Origin of the sequence: Polaromonas sp. JS666, from assembly GCF_900103405.1 — a bacterium.
GTDB lineage: Bacteria > Pseudomonadota > Gammaproteobacteria > Burkholderiales > Burkholderiaceae_C > Polaromonas.
Window position 1 is genome coordinate 53,426 of record NZ_FNHX01000010.1, and the last position, 14,509, is coordinate 67,934.

The window sequence follows — 14,509 nt, forward strand, 5'->3', positions numbered from 1 at the left end:
CTATGAGTAACGACACCTTCCCCAAAGACATCTACACCGAACCCGAGGTCGACCCCGACACCCTGGCCAACCTGGGCCCGCTGCGCGCCATGGCCGGCATTTGGGAGGGCGCGCGCGGCGCCGACGTCAAACCCGTGGCCACCGGCACCAAGACGCAGGCTTATATCGAACGCTACGAACTGCACCCCATAGACGCGCAGACCAACGGCCCGCAGGCACTGTATGGCTTGCGTTATCACACCTTTATTCACAAGCCCGGCTTCACCAAGACTTACCACGATCAAGTGGGCTATTGGCTGTGGGAGCCCGCCACCAGCACGGTCTATCACACGCTCGCGATTCCGCGCGGCCAGGTGGCCATGGCCAGCGGCAAGGTGGCCGCCGATGCCACGCAGTTCGAGCTGGTCTCCGAGCGCGGCAGCCTGACCAATGGCATCGTGTCCAACCCCTTTATCGAACACGCTTTCACCACGCTGGCCTGGCGCATTGCCGTCACGCTCAATGCCGACGGCAGCTGGTCTTACTTCCAGACCACGGTGCTACAGATAGAGGGCCGTGACCAGCCCTTTGACCACACCGACCGCAACACCCTGGTCAAGGTCGGCGAGCCCGCGCTCAATCCCAAGGCGCTGGCGAAACAGCAGGGCGGCAGCGCCTAGGGTGCCAGCAAGACCCGCGGCGCAAACTTCGCGCGCCGCGTGCTGAAAAACGCCTTCACGTTGCGCACATTCGCGTCGCTGGTAAACAGCCGCTGCGCCAGCGCCAGGTAGCGCGGCATGTCGGCCACGTGCACCACCAGCATGAAGTCCGGCCCCGGCGAGACGCGGTAGCACTGCTGCACCGCCTCGTCGAGCACCACACGCGCCTCAAAGGCCTCCTGCTGCTCGGCGCCTTGCCGCTCCAGTGTGATCTCCACGAGTGCCGTGAGCCCATGGCCGGTGATGGCGGCCAGCTTGTCGACATTGAGCAGCGCGACATCGCACTCCACCAGGCCCGCATCGCGCAGGCGCTTGACGCGGCGCAAGCAGGTGGGCGGCGAGATATGGACCCGCTCGGCCAGCGCCTGGTTGCTCAGCGAGGCATCGCTTTGCAGGCTGTCCAGCAGCTTGAGGTCTGTCTCATCGAGTGCTATTTGTTCCATGAATCGACTTTAAATGAAATTAAATTCAATCACCAAAGAAATGTGAAATTAAATTCCATAAAATAGGAAAAATCAATCACATCAAAAAATAACAAGCACGTAGCATCCACACATCGTTCTTCAGGAGACCTCCCCATGTGCGGCATTGTTGCTTCCGTTTCGACCCGAAATATCGTTCCCATCCTGGTGCAGGGCTTGCAGCGCCTCGAATACCGCGGTTATGACTCCTGTGGTGTCGCCGTTTATGCCGATGGCCTTAAGCGCGCGCGCAGCACCTCTCGCGTGGCCGAACTGCAGGAGCAAGTGAGCGCCGACAAACTCGAAGGCGGCACCGGCATCGCCCACACCCGCTGGGCCACCCACGGCGCGCCCGCCGTGCACAACGCCCATCCGCACTTCAGCCACGGCAGCGGCGCCGCATCGCAAGCCAAGCCCGGCAAGGTCGCGCTGGTGCACAACGGCATCATCGAAAACTACGAAGAGCTGCGCGAAGGCCTGAAAGCCAAGGGTTATGCCTTCGAAAGCCAGACCGACACCGAAGTCATCGTGCATTTGATGGACAGCCTGTATGACGGCGACCTGTTCGAAGCCCTCAAGGCCACCGTCGCGCAGCTGCACGGCGCCTACGCGATTGCCGCCTTCTGCAAGGACGAACCGCACCGCGTCGTCGGCGCGCGCGCCGGCTCGCCGCTGATCCTGGGCGTGGGCAAGGACAAAAGCGAGAACTTCCTGGCCAGCGACGCCATGGCCCTGGCCGGCGTGACCGACCAGATCGTCTACCTTGAAGAAGGCGACATGGTCGACATCCAGCTCGGCAAGTACTGGATCGTCGGCAAGGACGGCAAGCCCGCGCAGCGCGAGGTCAAGACTGTGCAGGCCCACAGCGGCGCCGCCGAACTCGGCCCCTACCGCCACTACATGCAGAAAGAAATTTTCGAGCAGCCGCGCGCGATCGCCGACACGCTCGAAGGCGTCGAGGGCATAGTCCCCGAGCTTTTCGGCGACCAGGCCTTCCGCGTCTTCAAAGAAATCGACTCCGTCCTCATCCTCGCCTGCGGCACCAGCTACTACAGCGGCTGTGCCGCCAAGTACTGGCTTGAGTCCATCGCCGGCATCCCTACCCAGGTCGAGGTGGCCAGCGAATACCGCTACCGCACGTCGGTGCCCAACCCCAAGACCCTGGTCGTTACCATCACCCAGAGCGGCGAAACCGCCGACACCCTGGCCGCGCTGCGCCACGCGCAAAGCCTGGGCATGACGCAGACCCTGACCATCTGCAACGTCGCCACCTCGGCCATGGTGCGCGAGTGCAAACTCGCCTATATCACGCGCGCCGGCGTCGAGATCGGCGTGGCATCGACCAAAGCCTTCACCACCCAGCTCGCCGGCCTCTTCCTGCTCACGCTGGCCCTGGCCCAAAGCAAAGGCAAGCTCAGCGAGGAAGAGGAAGCCGGCCATCTGAAAGCCATGCGCCACCTGCCCGCCGCCCTGCAAGCCGTGCTGGCCCTGGAGCCGCAAGTCATCAGCTGGGCCGAAGACTTCGCCAAAATGGAAAACGCGCTCTTCCTGGGCCGCGGCCTGCACTACCCCATCGCGCTGGAAGGCGCGCTCAAGCTCAAGGAAATCAGCTACATCCACGCCGAGGCCTACCCCGCCGGTGAACTCAAGCACGGCCCCCTGGCCCTGGTCACCAGCGAGATGCCCGTGGTCACCGTCGCGCCCAACGACGCGCTGCTCGAAAAACTCAAAAGCAATATGCAGGAAGTCCGCGCCCGCGGCGGCGTTCTCTACGTCCTCGCCGACGCCGACAGCCACATCGAAAGCGGCGAAGGCCTGCACGTGATCCGCATGCCTGAGCACTACGGCGCGCTCAGCCCGCTGCTGCATGTGGTGCCGCTGCAGTTGCTGGCGTATCACACCGCTGTGGCGCGGGGGACGGATGTGGATAAACCCCGCAACTTGGCAAAGTCTGTGACCGTCGAATGACGGTCACAGGTGCGCGCTAGCGCACTGCGGGGTTTGGTGGACGCTCACTTCGCGCAGCGAAGTTATGCGGCCACACAAACCCTCTCCCGCAACCTGGCCAAATCCGTCACCGTAGAGTGACGGGTTTGGGGCGGCGTGGAACGCCGCCCGGCGCAGCCGCCAGGTTTATTGGTTTGGGGGACGCTCACTTCGCGAAGCGAAGTTACGCGGCCACACAAGCCTCTCCCCTCGCAATCTTGCAAAGAGCGTGACCGTCGAATGACGGTTACGGTGCGCGCAAGCGCACTTATATTCTGAGTAATCAAAGTCGTAAACACAGCTCTAGCGTGTTGAATTCCGCTGAAGTCTGACCCGAGGGGCGACATTGAATGTCATCAGACGTTGGGCATTGCGGGATCAGATGTCCATCCGCGAGATTTCCAGGCGTACAGGCCTGGCTCGCAACACAGTGAAGATACCCCGTGTCGAGTCGTGGGAGGGTCCGGCAAACCAAAAACTGTGGCAAAGATCCACCAATAGGCCAAAAGGCAGAGATTTTGCTAGCCCAAGCGGACAGGGAAGTCCTTGTTCATCCGAAAGATGGCCTGCGAGCAGTTGGATTAAAGAATGAGACCTTCTCAACCAATGTTTGGACATGCAATGACTGACCCCGCCAAAGCCGATCGTTCCTCCCCAATCCCTTTCACTCGCCGCAGCATCCTGGCCAACGTAGCCATCCTGAGCGGGGCTTCCATCGGTCTGATGGCCACTGCCTGGCCGGCGGTCGCTGCATCTGCTCCGGTCGCCAATGAAGGCCGAGTGCCCGGTTTTGTGGCGCGCAATGCCGACGTCAACGGCACGCGAATTCACTATCGTGTGGGTGGCGGCGGCCCGGCTGTCGTGCTTCTGCACGGCTATGCGGAGACCAGCCACATGTGGAATCCGTTGATGCCGCAACTTGCGAAGACCCATACTGTGATCGTCCCCGACCTTCGCGGCGCCGGCGGATCGGCCAAGCCAGAAGGTGGCTACGACAAGAAGAACATGGCCGTAGATATCCATGAACTTGTGAAATCGCTGGGCATTAACAACGTCGCTGTTGTGGGCCATGACATTGGGCTCATGGTGGCGTACGCTTATGCCGCTCAGTTCCCGGGCGAAACCAGCCGCGTGGTGCTGATGGACGCGTTCTTGCCGGGCATCGGCAACTGGACAAATGTCTGGCTCCTGCGTGATTTGTGGCATTTCCATTTCCACGGACCGACGCCGCTGGCGCTCGTCAAAGGACGTGAACGAATCTACTTCGAACACTTCTGGAATGACTTTGCGGCCAACCCCAAGCGCTCGGTGTCCGAAGCCGATCGCCGCCTTTACGCAAGCGCCTATGCGCAAGAGGGAGGCATGCGCGCAGGCTTTGAGTACTTCAAGAATTTTGAAAAAGATGCCTCCGACTTTGCGGCGCTGGGCAGTGCCAAGCTCACCATGCCCATGCTGGTGCTCTCGGGCGAGAAGGCCGGGGGTACTTTTTTGATCGAGCAAGGCCGGCTCGTTGCGAACGATGTCAAAGGCGTGGTCGTGAAGGGCTCCGGCCATTGGCTGATGGAAGAAGCGCCTGATCAGGTGATCCCTGAGCTGCTGCAGTTCCTGGGTTAGGCACGGATCGTGCATTCGTGCCAACCAGCCATGGCTCTGCGGTAGCCGGCCACGTACCAGATGGTGCACTGAACGGCAGCTTCGGCAAGCTGCGGCGGCTGGTCAGTCAATTCGGTGCGTATGCTGCTCATCGCAGGTGCTGCGTAGCTGGAGGTCATGGCCTCAATCAATAGCTACACGTTATCATGCGACACCATTGACCGGTACGAATCGAACTCTCCGATGCCATTGACTTCCGACGCAAGCATCACCTCACCTCCAGAACGCATCTCCCGCCTGCAAGTGATTGCGTTGCTGGTTTGTATAGTTGCCTTTGCATTTGATCTGTTCGAGATATCGATGGGCAGTGTTTTGTCCGCCGTTTTTTCAGCGCCGCCTCATCAGATACCGGCTCCGGAACTTGCCTGGCTTCTTTCGTCTGTGTATATAGGCGCCATCATCGGTGCACCCACCTGCGGTTGGCTGGCTGACAGATATGGCCGGCGGCTTGTGCTGGCGGGCTGTCTGGCGTGGCTGTCTCTGGCATCGCTTGGTGCCGCATACAGTGCGGAGGCGTTGCCGCTTGGAATTTTTCGCGGTTTGTCCGGTGTCGCGCTGGGGGCGTTCCCCCCATTGATGGTGGCTTATCTGGCAGAAATCATGCCGGCTTCTCGGCGGGGCATGCTGTTGTTTATAGTCTCCGCGCTGGCCTTCCTGGGCCCGCCGCTGGGCATCTTTTTGATTCGTGTGACGGCGTCGCTTCAGCCTCTGGGGATGGAATCATGGCGCTGGGCTTTCGTGGCCGGCTCATTGGGAGCAGCGATCACCGCCGTATTTTTCCTGTGGCTTCCCGAATCGCCCCGATGGCTGCGGGAAGGTCAACAAGGACAGTCGCCGGGCCAGCGTTCGGATGCAAGTGCGTCGCGTTGGGCTGCCTCGCCGACCGCCATCAGGCTGCGCTCCCGCGTGAGCGACGGATCCTCTACCTACCAGGCGACAGATTGGAAAACACCTCGCAGCCGGCATGGTGTGCGTTTGGCTCTGGTGTATTCGCTCAATTTCCTCAGTCCGTGGTTTAGCGTCGGGTTCATTCTGGTGTCGGGTGCTTTGCTGGTGCAAAAAGGCTTCCAGCTCTCCGATACCCTGTTGTACATCGCCGTTTCCACCATGGGTCCGACGATCGGTTCATTGATCGCCTCCGCCGTGGTGGATCATGTGCCACGGCGATTGGTGTTGGCGGTATGCGCAGCAACCATGCTGGTGGCCGGGGCCATGTTCTCCGTGAGCCAAACCCTGTTGCCGCTGGCCGCTGCCAGCCTGCTTTTCAGCATTTGTTTTGCTTTGTACGTTCCAGCCTTGAACTTGTATGTGGCAGATCTGTTTGCCACCCGCGTCAGGGCCTGGGCGATCGCCACCGCGTGGACTTTCAACCGTATAGGTGCCGCGTTGCTGCCATTTGTGCTGCTGCCGGTCCTGAAAAGCGCTGGGCCCGTCGCTATGTTCTCAATCATTGCTGCTGCGCTCGTTGCGACCCTGGCGCTGCTGACGTTTGACCCGATCTGAGCCAGGTGGGGGTGCGATCCTCAGCGGCAAGAACTCAGTTGGATGCGGATCTTTTTTGCGCCAGCTCGGCCAACAACGATGCCGCAGCTCTCAGGTCTCCAGTGCCATGCCCTTCCTGGAACCGCGCGTAAATTGCCGCAAGCGCTTCGTGTGCCTGCTCATACCTGCCGCCCAAGCCCCAAACCCGCGCCAGGCTCGTTGTCGCGCGCAGCTCCCAAGCCAGCGCGCCTTGTTGCTTCGCCAACGCTTTGGCCTCTTCCAGTAGCAAGCATGCCGGCGAAAATGCTGCAGCGTCACCGGATTGCAGCAATGCCTCTGCCTGACTCCTCAGTGCCTCGGGAGCACACCACCCGAGCGAGCCGGCACGCACACGCCTGAGCGTGTCTTGCCCCAGCAAGGCGGTATTGAAAGTACACAGGTGGTCGCGCATCTTCGCGCTGGACGGCTCCGTGGCCTCAACCAGGCTTTGAAGCCGGGAGGATATCCCGCCGTCGGTCTCAACAGCAAGACTGAAGGCCGTCTCCCACTCCTGCCAGAAACTGAAATTAAAGCTGCGCGCCACTTGTCGAAGGCAACTTAGCCTTGTGCGCGCCGCCACCATATCCCCTCGCCATACTGCGATGGGAATGGCCGCGAGCGCATAGACCTGGCAGAGAACCGCCGAATTGTCATCGTGGGTCAGAGCCAGGGCCTCTTGAACAAGTTCCTCGGCCTGCTCCGGCATCCCCATGATCCATCGCTCCCGGGCCATGACGATGCGGATCGAAACACCCATCGCCACATAAGACCCATAGTATTTAATCGGAATTCCGAGTGCTTGGTTGGCGTACACATACTGGATCGGTTCTACCGCTTCGGCGTACCGACCCTGAAAATGCAGCGACTGCGCCAACATCCTGGAGCCTATCAATTTGCATACCGGATCCATTGCAACCACTGCCACACGAAGCATCTCCCGTGACCAATATTCACTCTCCATGTACTCGGCCATCTGGAGCGCAATGCTGAAATGTACGATCATGGGAGCAGCGGCCAGTTCAGGCATGTCGGCAGCGTACGACATGGCGATAGCCCGGTTCAAACGCTCTGCATGCACTTGCTGGTCCTGGGGTAGCTTGTGCGGCAGTAATAGCGGGATGGACAACAGGCGTATCACGGTCTCTGGGTCGGCGTCAGGTATTCGGGGGAGGGCTTCCACCGCTTTGTTGGCCCACTCGTCATACTCCAGCAGCAGTGTGGTCTGGGTTCCCAGGGCGACCGCAGACAAAGCCAATTCCAGGCTGAGGCGGATGTCACGCTGAGAGGAAAAAGCCCAATTTGAGGCGGCCCGCAGGTCGTCGGCATAGAAGCTGTAGGTTCGTCGCCATTCTTGCCTCGGTAAAGTCGTCCATACCTTTTCGGCATCGCGCAGGACATCGCGCACATACAGCGCATGTTGCCGTGCCACTGCGTCGTGTTCGGAACTCAGGGCCAATTTTTCCCTCGCGTAAGCGCGGCTGGTATCTAGCAATCTGAGCACCGCATGGCCCCGGGCGTCGCTGCTGGCAAGCAACGACTTGGCTATCAGGTTCAGTATGGTTTCGGTAATCTCGTCGGGGTCGTCTTCCTGGAACGAGACTACCCGACTGGCTGCATCCAGATGGAAGCCTCTTGGAAAGATGGCCAGTCGGCGAAACACAGTCTGCTCCAGCCCGGAGAGCAATCCGTAGCTCCAGTCCAACATGCGGGCCAAGGTCCGGTGTCGCTCAGGTCCTCGATGGACGGGGTTGGCAAGGGCCAGTAAATGTATTTGCATCTGCCCCACAAGCGCTTCGGTTCCCAGGGTGGGTGCGTAAGCCGCGATCAGCTCGATCGCCAGTGGTATGCCATCCAGCTGCCGGCATAAGGCCACCGCGGATGCAACGTTGCCGTCCGTTAATTGGTAGTCTGGTGCACTCCGACGCGCGGCCTGGGTGAATAGCTGAATGGCCGGGAAGTTCAATGCTTCGTTTGCCGACAGATGGTTCTCGATATCGGGCAAACCCATCGGATCCAGACGGTGCAGGCGCTCACCGAGCGACTTCAGCGGCTCCCGGCTGGTCGCGAGGACATGAACCTGCGGGCACGCCGACAAGATTTTCTCGACCAGATTCGCCACGGGTCCCACGATGTGTTCGCAGCTGTCCAGCACCAGCAACAGATGCTTTCCGCGCATCAGATTGATCAGGACCGTCGCATCCGAAACCATGTCTACTTCCATGGCCGAGGCGATGGTGCCTACCAGCAGCCGGGGCTCCGTGATGGGCGCCAAGTCGACGAAACTCACGCCATCGGCGTAGCCTGTGCTCAACAGTTGCGCAGTCGCAATGGCCAAGGTCGTTTTTCCCAGCCCCCCCGCTCCCAGGACGGTGACCAGGCGGTGCTGAGACAGCTTGGCGGCAACTTGGTGAATGGCCTCTTCGCGCCCGAACACCGGTGCTCGCCTCGCGGGTAGGCGCGATGACCGGTGTGAGGCGGTCTCAGGCCCGTCGACGGCCTCCACTCCCACCGAGGCGGGCAACACCAAGCTGAATCCTTGTGCGGGGTGGAAAGCGATGTAGCCCGCAGCCGGAGACAGCGCTTTCAAACGCCTGTTAAGCCCGGCAATGCGGGACCACAACCGGTTGTTGCTCCCCGCAACCAAAGCGCCCATATGCATGGCCAGCGCGGATCGGCTCACCGCTTCGCCAGACTGCTCGACCAGGACGGACAAGATCGCCAGGTCCCCACCGTCCAACGCCAGCAATTTCCCGTCGAAATGGAGTTCGCCCGCGGCGGGAAACCACTGATAGAGTCCATAGGCGGCACCATCGGCAGCATCACCGGCGGCAGCCCTGCGGCTGTCGATATTGTTGCGGTCAGGCATGCTGTGCAACGCTGCTCGCCAGTTGCGACTCCAGCTCACGCATCAGCAAGCGGGCTGCGGTGTGGTCTGCGGTCTCAGCTCCTTCCGAAAACTGATTCAAGGTTCGCGCCAGAAGCGCTTGACCTTTGTCCAGGTTTCCTCGAAAGCTCCACAACCTGGCCAGACTGTGCGCACAACGCAGTTCCCACGACAAGGCGCGTTGCTGTTGTGCCAATTGCAAGGCTCGGTTCAGAATGGCCTCGGCTTCATGGATTCCAGAAGGCCCCGATTTCTTGTACAGGCTCTCAGCCTGCGCGCGCAGGACTTCAGGCGCGCACCAACCAGCCATGCCGCTTTCAGCGCGGAGCACGCTGTCCACCGTCACCAGATCGGTACACAGCGTGGCCAGCATGTCCGAGCTGACCGGGTTGGACGAATCTTTCAACGCCGACAGCACGTCGTTGGCGTCCATCGGACGCCGATGCATAGCCCAGCCCATGTGCAAAACGCGGTGCCACGCTTGCCAATAGCTCTGTGAATAGCGAACGGCATACTGTCCCAATGAGCCTAGTAACAGTTCGGCCCGAGTGTCACCTCGCCAAATGGCAATCGGCACCGCTGCGAAAGCCATTGCGTAGGGGTAGGCCGATGGGTGTTCATGGACGCTCAACTCGACGGCGCGCTCCGCCACCACGACGGCTTGGTCTACGAGCCCCTGGATCCAGAGGATGCGCGCGAGCATGATGCGCATGGAAACTTGCGGGGAGATTTGATGGTAATAGCGGCTGGAGGGGTGGTCGACGGGATCCTCCAGTACGCGCTCAATGATCGCTCGAGCTTGTTGGTGTTCGCCAAGGTAGTGGCAACTGAGCATCATGAATCGGTCCGACAGCAGCTTGGCGGAGGGGTCATAGGGATGCTCAGCTATTTGGCCAATGCGTGCGGCGACCTCCTTGGATCTTCTGTAGTCTCCAGACCCGAACGAGCGGGTGCACATGCTGTAGAGCGCCTCCACGGTATACCGCGGCGAGTTGGTCTCCTCGATCAGCGCAGTGATGCGGGTGAAGATTTCCTCCTGGCCGGCAGCACTGCTGACTGCCAGGCTGTTGGAAAAACACAAAGAAGCAAGCAATCGCAATTCAAGAACCGGGGGTAGTGCGGCCACCCGTCTCATGGCCTCCATGGCAACTTTTACGCGGGCCAGATGAATGTCGAAATTGTCCAGCTCGTAAGTTAGTTCCAGCGCGGCACATGTCAACATGACGCCGAGAAGATCGTCACCTCCGGGGGAAAATGCCCAGTCGAGCCCGGCGCGCACGTCGTCCTGGCACGTGCCGTAAATGGCCATCCATTCTGATCGCGGAATTTCGGTTTTCTTCATGCGGGAGCGATCAAGGAATGCTTGAAAGTGTTGCGCATGGCGGCGTGCAAGTTGCCGGGCTTCACCGCTGCCCTCGAGTTTTTCTTTCGCATAAATGCGCGTTGTCGACAACAAACGGTACTGAATGACGTTTCCGCTGGTGTCGGTGACCACGAGCGACTTGGCCGCCAAGCTGGCAAGGCTATCGATGACGTCCGACGGCCCGACGTGATCGAACGAAACAACGCTGATGGCTGATTCCAGAGCGAACGACGAGCTGAACACGGACAGGCGCCGCAGCACGATACGTTCGAACTCATTGAGCAGGTCGTGGCTCCAATCGAGCAGCGCCTGCAGCGTCTGATGACGGGGCAGCGCGGTACGGCGCCCCCGGCGCAGCAGCCTGAACATGTCATCCAGTCGATTGACAAGGCCTCGCAGGCCAAGGCTGTCGATGCGACCGGCAGCCAGCTCAATAGCCAGCGGCATACCGTCCAGTTGCTGGCACAGATGGGCTACCAGCGGATAGTTATCGGGAAGCACGGCAAAGCGATCGTTGTCTGCGGTGGCACGCTCGATAAAGAGCTGCAGCGCAGGGTACTTGATGGCCTGCTCAAGACTATCGGACACCGAAACATCCGGCAGGCCAAGTGCGGCCAGCCGGTATACCCATTCGCCCTCGGATTTCAGCGGCTCCCTGCTTGTCGTGAGCAAATGGATGTCAGGCGCGCTTCTGGCGATATGCTCGGTCAGTTGTGCCGCACCGTCGATCACATGTTCGCAATTGTCGAGGACGATCAGCATCCGGCGTTCGGCCAGGTAAGACCGCAACGCGAGCAATGGGTCCCTGGCTGGAAGCGAGATCCCCAAGACGGAGGCCAAGGCGTTCGAAACCAGGGCGGCGTCGGTGAGGGGCGCGAGATCCACGAACCACACACCGTCGACGTAGTTGGCCAGTCGCTCTTCCGCAACCGCGAGCGCCACGGTGGTCTTGCCCATGCCCCCGGCCCCCACGATGGAGACGAAACGCCTGGCCTCCAGATGCCTGTGCAGGTCGGACACCGCGTCGGATCGCCCTATGACCTTGGACAGTCGAATCGGCAGGTTATGCATGACCGCAGGAGCAGCCTTGGGCACAGCTTCTGTGGAGAGCGAAGGCTCTACGGCATGCTTGATGGCCATGACAAAGCTGTATCCACGGCCAGGCACGTTCAGAATGTAGCGCTCACTGACGCCGCCATCGCCGAGCGCTTTTCGCAGTGCGGAAATATGCACGCGCAGACTGGTGGCCTCCACCACCGTGCGGGGCCAGACGTAGGACTCCAGTTCCTCGCGGCTGACGACATCGCCGGCCCGGTCAACAAGGACGATCAGCAGATCCATGGCTCGGCTTCCCAGCCGAACCGGCTTGCCGGCTTCGATCAGCAGCTTACGGTGTGGATAAAGCAGGAATGGGCCGAACGACAGTGCGGTATCCGGGGAAGTAGCGCGTGCGTCTGTCATGGGAATTCCTGAAGCGATAAGCCCTAAAAACTGTATCTTGCGGTCAGCAAGGCGGTCCGTGGAGCGTTATAGAACACCGAATCGACCCCTACCGGAGCAATGCGGGTGCGTACGAGAGCATAAGTCTTGTTCAGCAGGTTCTTGATCCTGAGCGACACACTCCATCGCCCGTTCGGGTCGGTGTAGGTGGCATCCACATTGACATAGGTCTGCTCCGGCGACTTCAGATCGGGCGTGTTGGCCACGTCGGTGAATTGGGGTGCGGTGTATTGCACGCTGCCGGTCAGCGCCAAGGCCCCGCCACCTGATATGGGCACCACGTGACGCAGGCTGGCACTCAATGACACATGAGCCGCATATGGCAGGTCGTTGCCGGTGAAGTTGCTGGCAGCAGCTCCGGTGGGGTTTGCGAATTGATCAAACCGCGCTTGCAGAAATTCAGCCGCCAGTGTCCATTGGGTTTGGCGCGCCAGCTGGCCGGCCAGTTCCACATCCAGGCCGTAGGTCTTGGCCCTGCCCGCATTGACCAGCACGGGATCCGTTACCACCACCCCGTTGACAACGCTGTTGGACAGCGAAGCCAGGTAGTCCCGGTACTGGTTGTAGAACAACGCGGCGCTGGCCGTGAGCTTGCCGTCAAAGAAGCGCCCCTTGCTCCCCAGCTCATAGGTGGTCACGCGCTCAGGATTGGCCGCTACCTGCGCGGACAGCAGGGACTCGGCCGCGCGATTGAAGCCGGCAAATTTTGCGCCTTTGGTGTAACTGCCGTAGAGGAATATGTCGGGTGTCCACTGATGCTCAAGGCTGATCCGGGGCAGCAGGCCGCTTGTCGAGGTAGACAGGTTGTTGGCGTCGTACACCTGTGTCGTTCGCACCTGTTGAGCCTGCGTCAGCCAGAATCGGTTGAACCCGGTTTCCTGGGTGTGATATGCGCGCAAGCCCATGGTGAGTGCCGTTTGTGCTGAAAACGCATGCCGGAGCTGGCCATAAAGGCCGACATCGCGTGTCTGCTGATACGTCTGTGCTTCGGTGTATCTGGTAGCCGGTGCACCGGGCGGTGTTACCGCAAGAAAGCGATCAAATGCGAAGTTGTCCGCGATAAACATCAGCCCTACCGTCCACTGGTTTGTGCCGGCGTCGCGCTGCAACTGCAATTCTTGAGACAACGTCCGCTGTTCCACGCTCTGGGACAATGTGTACCGCTGCACGGCGAGTCCGCCGAAGTCGGCCACTGTCGGGTCATCACGGTAGCCGCGCAATGCCGTGATGGACTTGAACACGGTGTCCGCGTTGACTTGGCTGGTGATCTTCAGTGACGTACCGCCTGCAATACGTCTGAAGGCGCCGGCGTCCACCGCGGTAAAAGTGACGCGTGGGGCTGCTCTTGGATCATTCAAAGGAAAGTTCGATGTGTTGGTGTCCGACGTGTCTTTCAAGCCGTCAATAGACCACACCACACTATTTCCGCCGGATGTCTGCCATCGGAATTTCGCTCGAAATTGCGTGGCGTCGAGCCTGTTAACGTCTTTATTCAAGGTGGCGTTGTGGCCAAATCCATCGTTGCTGCGACGGGAGAAGGCGATGCTGGCGGTTGTCGGCTCCTCGGCCGTTCCACCTATGGCGCCGGTTGCAAAGCCATGAACTTCTCGCGCCCCCTGGCTGCCAAAGCCCGCGGATAGCCAAGCCGAGCGTTCAACAGTGGGATCGGCAGAGATGAGCTTCACCGCGCCGGCCGTCAGATTTTGTCCATACAAGGTTCCCTGCGGCCCGCGCAACACCTCAATGCGTTCCATGTCCGGCAGATCCCACAGGGCGTTGGCATAGCCGCGCACAAGCGGCACATCGTCGACGTAGATCCCCACCGCCTGACTCATGGCCGGTAATGACACGCCGACCCCACGGATGCCTACGGCCTGCGGCTGATTGCTAAAGCCATTCGGCACTGCAACGCCAGGTACAAGCGCCACCAAGTCACTAAGTTGGGCTACGCCCTTGGCCTCGATCTCGGCCTCGCCCACCACGCCCACAGACATCGGCGTTTTGCGCAACACGGTTTCGCGGCGCTCAACGCTTACCACCACTTCCTTGAGAGATGAAGTCGCTGCTGAATCCTCGACCGGCAAGCCCTGCGCATTGACTTTCGTCAACCCTGAGACCACCAGTAACGGAGTGAGCAGTCCCGCTGCCACACTTCTGCACGCCCGATATGTTCTTTTTTGCATTTGAATTCCCGCCACGATGGCCCATTTTCGGCACTGATCCAGAATCATGCAGCGCCGCATTGCGTGCAGTGTTAATCGTTGTGAATTTGATTTGGAAGCGGCTCAAACGGGCGTCGTTTCGGGCGATTCAAAGCATTTCCGCTGCGAAAGGTTGTTAAAGAGCAACACCGCTTGCAGCAGCGACGTTCCCGCTACTGCAGAGACTGCTCCATCCAAAAGAGGTAACAAAAAAGGGGCCTCTTGGCCGATAGACCTGGCCG

Annotated in this window: 9 protein-coding genes; 4 read left to right on the forward strand and 5 right to left on the reverse strand. The window is 60.3% G+C overall.

Annotated elements, in window-relative coordinates:
• Nucleotides 1-2: 2 nt before the first annotated feature.
• The gene (locus tag BLQ85_RS19850; RefSeq protein ID WP_074579596.1) at nucleotides 3-659 is read left to right on the forward strand and encodes an FABP family protein; all 657 of its coding nucleotides are present in this window, start codon (nucleotides 3-5) and stop codon (nucleotides 657-659) included.
• Here BLQ85_RS19850 and BLQ85_RS19855 read toward each other — a convergent pair.
• Nucleotides 656-1,141 carry an Lrp/AsnC family transcriptional regulator gene (locus tag BLQ85_RS19855; protein ID WP_074579598.1) on the reverse strand — a complete coding sequence of 162 codons (486 nt, stop codon included), beginning with the start codon at nucleotides 1,139-1,141 and terminating at the stop codon, nucleotides 656-658. The two genes, BLQ85_RS19850 and BLQ85_RS19855, sit on opposite strands and share 4 nt — an antisense overlap.
• A gap of 135 nt (nucleotides 1,142-1,276) precedes the next feature.
• Here BLQ85_RS19855 and glmS point away from each other — a divergent pair, with 135 nt between their 5' ends.
• Both glmS and BLQ85_RS19870 read left to right on the forward strand, forming a co-directional pair.
• Nucleotides 1,277-3,127, forward strand: a complete 1,851-nt coding sequence (gene glmS, locus BLQ85_RS19860) for a glutamine--fructose-6-phosphate transaminase (isomerizing) (RefSeq protein WP_074579599.1) — start codon at nucleotides 1,277-1,279, stop codon at nucleotides 3,125-3,127.
• A 639-nt stretch (nucleotides 3,128-3,766) separates the two neighbouring features.
• A complete protein-coding gene (locus BLQ85_RS19870; RefSeq protein WP_074579601.1) occupies nucleotides 3,767-4,759 on the forward strand; it encodes an alpha/beta fold hydrolase in 993 nt (330 codons plus the stop codon).
• Here the strand turns inward: BLQ85_RS19870 and BLQ85_RS24645 are convergent.
• Nucleotides 4,756-4,917, reverse strand: a complete 162-nt coding sequence (locus BLQ85_RS24645; RefSeq protein ID WP_175456159.1) for a hypothetical protein — start codon at nucleotides 4,915-4,917, stop codon at nucleotides 4,756-4,758. The genes BLQ85_RS19870 and BLQ85_RS24645 overlap by 4 nt on opposite strands.
• Nucleotides 4,918-4,981: 64 nt before the next feature.
• Between BLQ85_RS24645 and BLQ85_RS19875 the strand changes: the two genes are divergently transcribed.
• Nucleotides 4,982-6,301, forward strand: coding sequence for an MFS transporter (locus BLQ85_RS19875; protein ID WP_074579603.1), 1,320 nt, complete (start codon nucleotides 4,982-4,984; stop codon nucleotides 6,299-6,301).
• Nucleotides 6,302-6,335: 34 nt separating this feature from the next.
• Here BLQ85_RS19875 and BLQ85_RS19880 read toward each other — a convergent pair whose 3' ends face one another.
• Genes BLQ85_RS19880 through BLQ85_RS19890 form a run of 3 tightly spaced genes read right to left on the reverse strand, consistent with a single transcriptional unit; the run spans nucleotide 6,336 to nucleotide 14,297 of the window.
• Complete coding sequence (locus BLQ85_RS19880; RefSeq protein WP_074579605.1) at nucleotides 6,336-9,185, reverse strand: ATP-binding protein; 2,850 nt, start codon at nucleotides 9,183-9,185, stop codon at nucleotides 6,336-6,338.
• The gene (locus BLQ85_RS19885; RefSeq protein WP_074579607.1) at nucleotides 9,178-12,027 is read right to left on the reverse strand and encodes an ATP-binding protein; all 2,850 of its coding nucleotides are present in this window, start codon (nucleotides 12,025-12,027) and stop codon (nucleotides 9,178-9,180) included. The genes BLQ85_RS19880 and BLQ85_RS19885 overlap by 8 nt, the downstream gene beginning before the upstream one ends.
• Nucleotides 12,028-12,050: 23 nt before the next feature.
• A complete protein-coding gene (locus tag BLQ85_RS19890; RefSeq protein ID WP_074579610.1) occupies nucleotides 12,051-14,297 on the reverse strand; it encodes a TonB-dependent receptor in 2,247 nt (748 codons plus the stop codon).
• Nucleotides 14,298-14,509 lie beyond the last annotated feature (212 nt).

Bases quoted from the DNA above. Each gene is read 5' to 3' on its own strand.
- BLQ85_RS19885 (WP_074579607.1), bottom strand. From the start codon at position 12,027: ATGACAGACGCACGCGCTACTTCCCCGGATACCGCACTGTCGTTCGGC.
- BLQ85_RS19890 (WP_074579610.1), bottom strand. From the start codon at position 14,297: ATGATTCTGGATCAGTGCCGAAAATGGGCCATCGTGGCGGGAATTCAA.
- BLQ85_RS19880 (WP_074579605.1), bottom strand. From the start codon at position 9,185: ATGCCTGACCGCAACAATATCGACAGCCGCAGGGCTGCCGCCGGTGAT.
- BLQ85_RS24645 (WP_175456159.1), bottom strand. From the start codon at position 4,917: ATGACCTCCAGCTACGCAGCACCTGCGATGAGCAGCATACGCACCGAA.
- BLQ85_RS19850 (WP_074579596.1), top strand. From the start codon at position 3: ATGAGTAACGACACCTTCCCCAAAGACATCTACACCGAACCCGAGGTC.
- BLQ85_RS19855 (WP_074579598.1), bottom strand. From the start codon at position 1,141: ATGGAACAAATAGCACTCGATGAGACAGACCTCAAGCTGCTGGACAGC.
- glmS (WP_074579599.1), top strand. From the start codon at position 1,277: ATGTGCGGCATTGTTGCTTCCGTTTCGACCCGAAATATCGTTCCCATC.
- BLQ85_RS19875 (WP_074579603.1), top strand. From the start codon at position 4,982: ATGCCATTGACTTCCGACGCAAGCATCACCTCACCTCCAGAACGCATC.
- BLQ85_RS19870 (WP_074579601.1), top strand. From the start codon at position 3,767: ATGACTGACCCCGCCAAAGCCGATCGTTCCTCCCCAATCCCTTTCACT.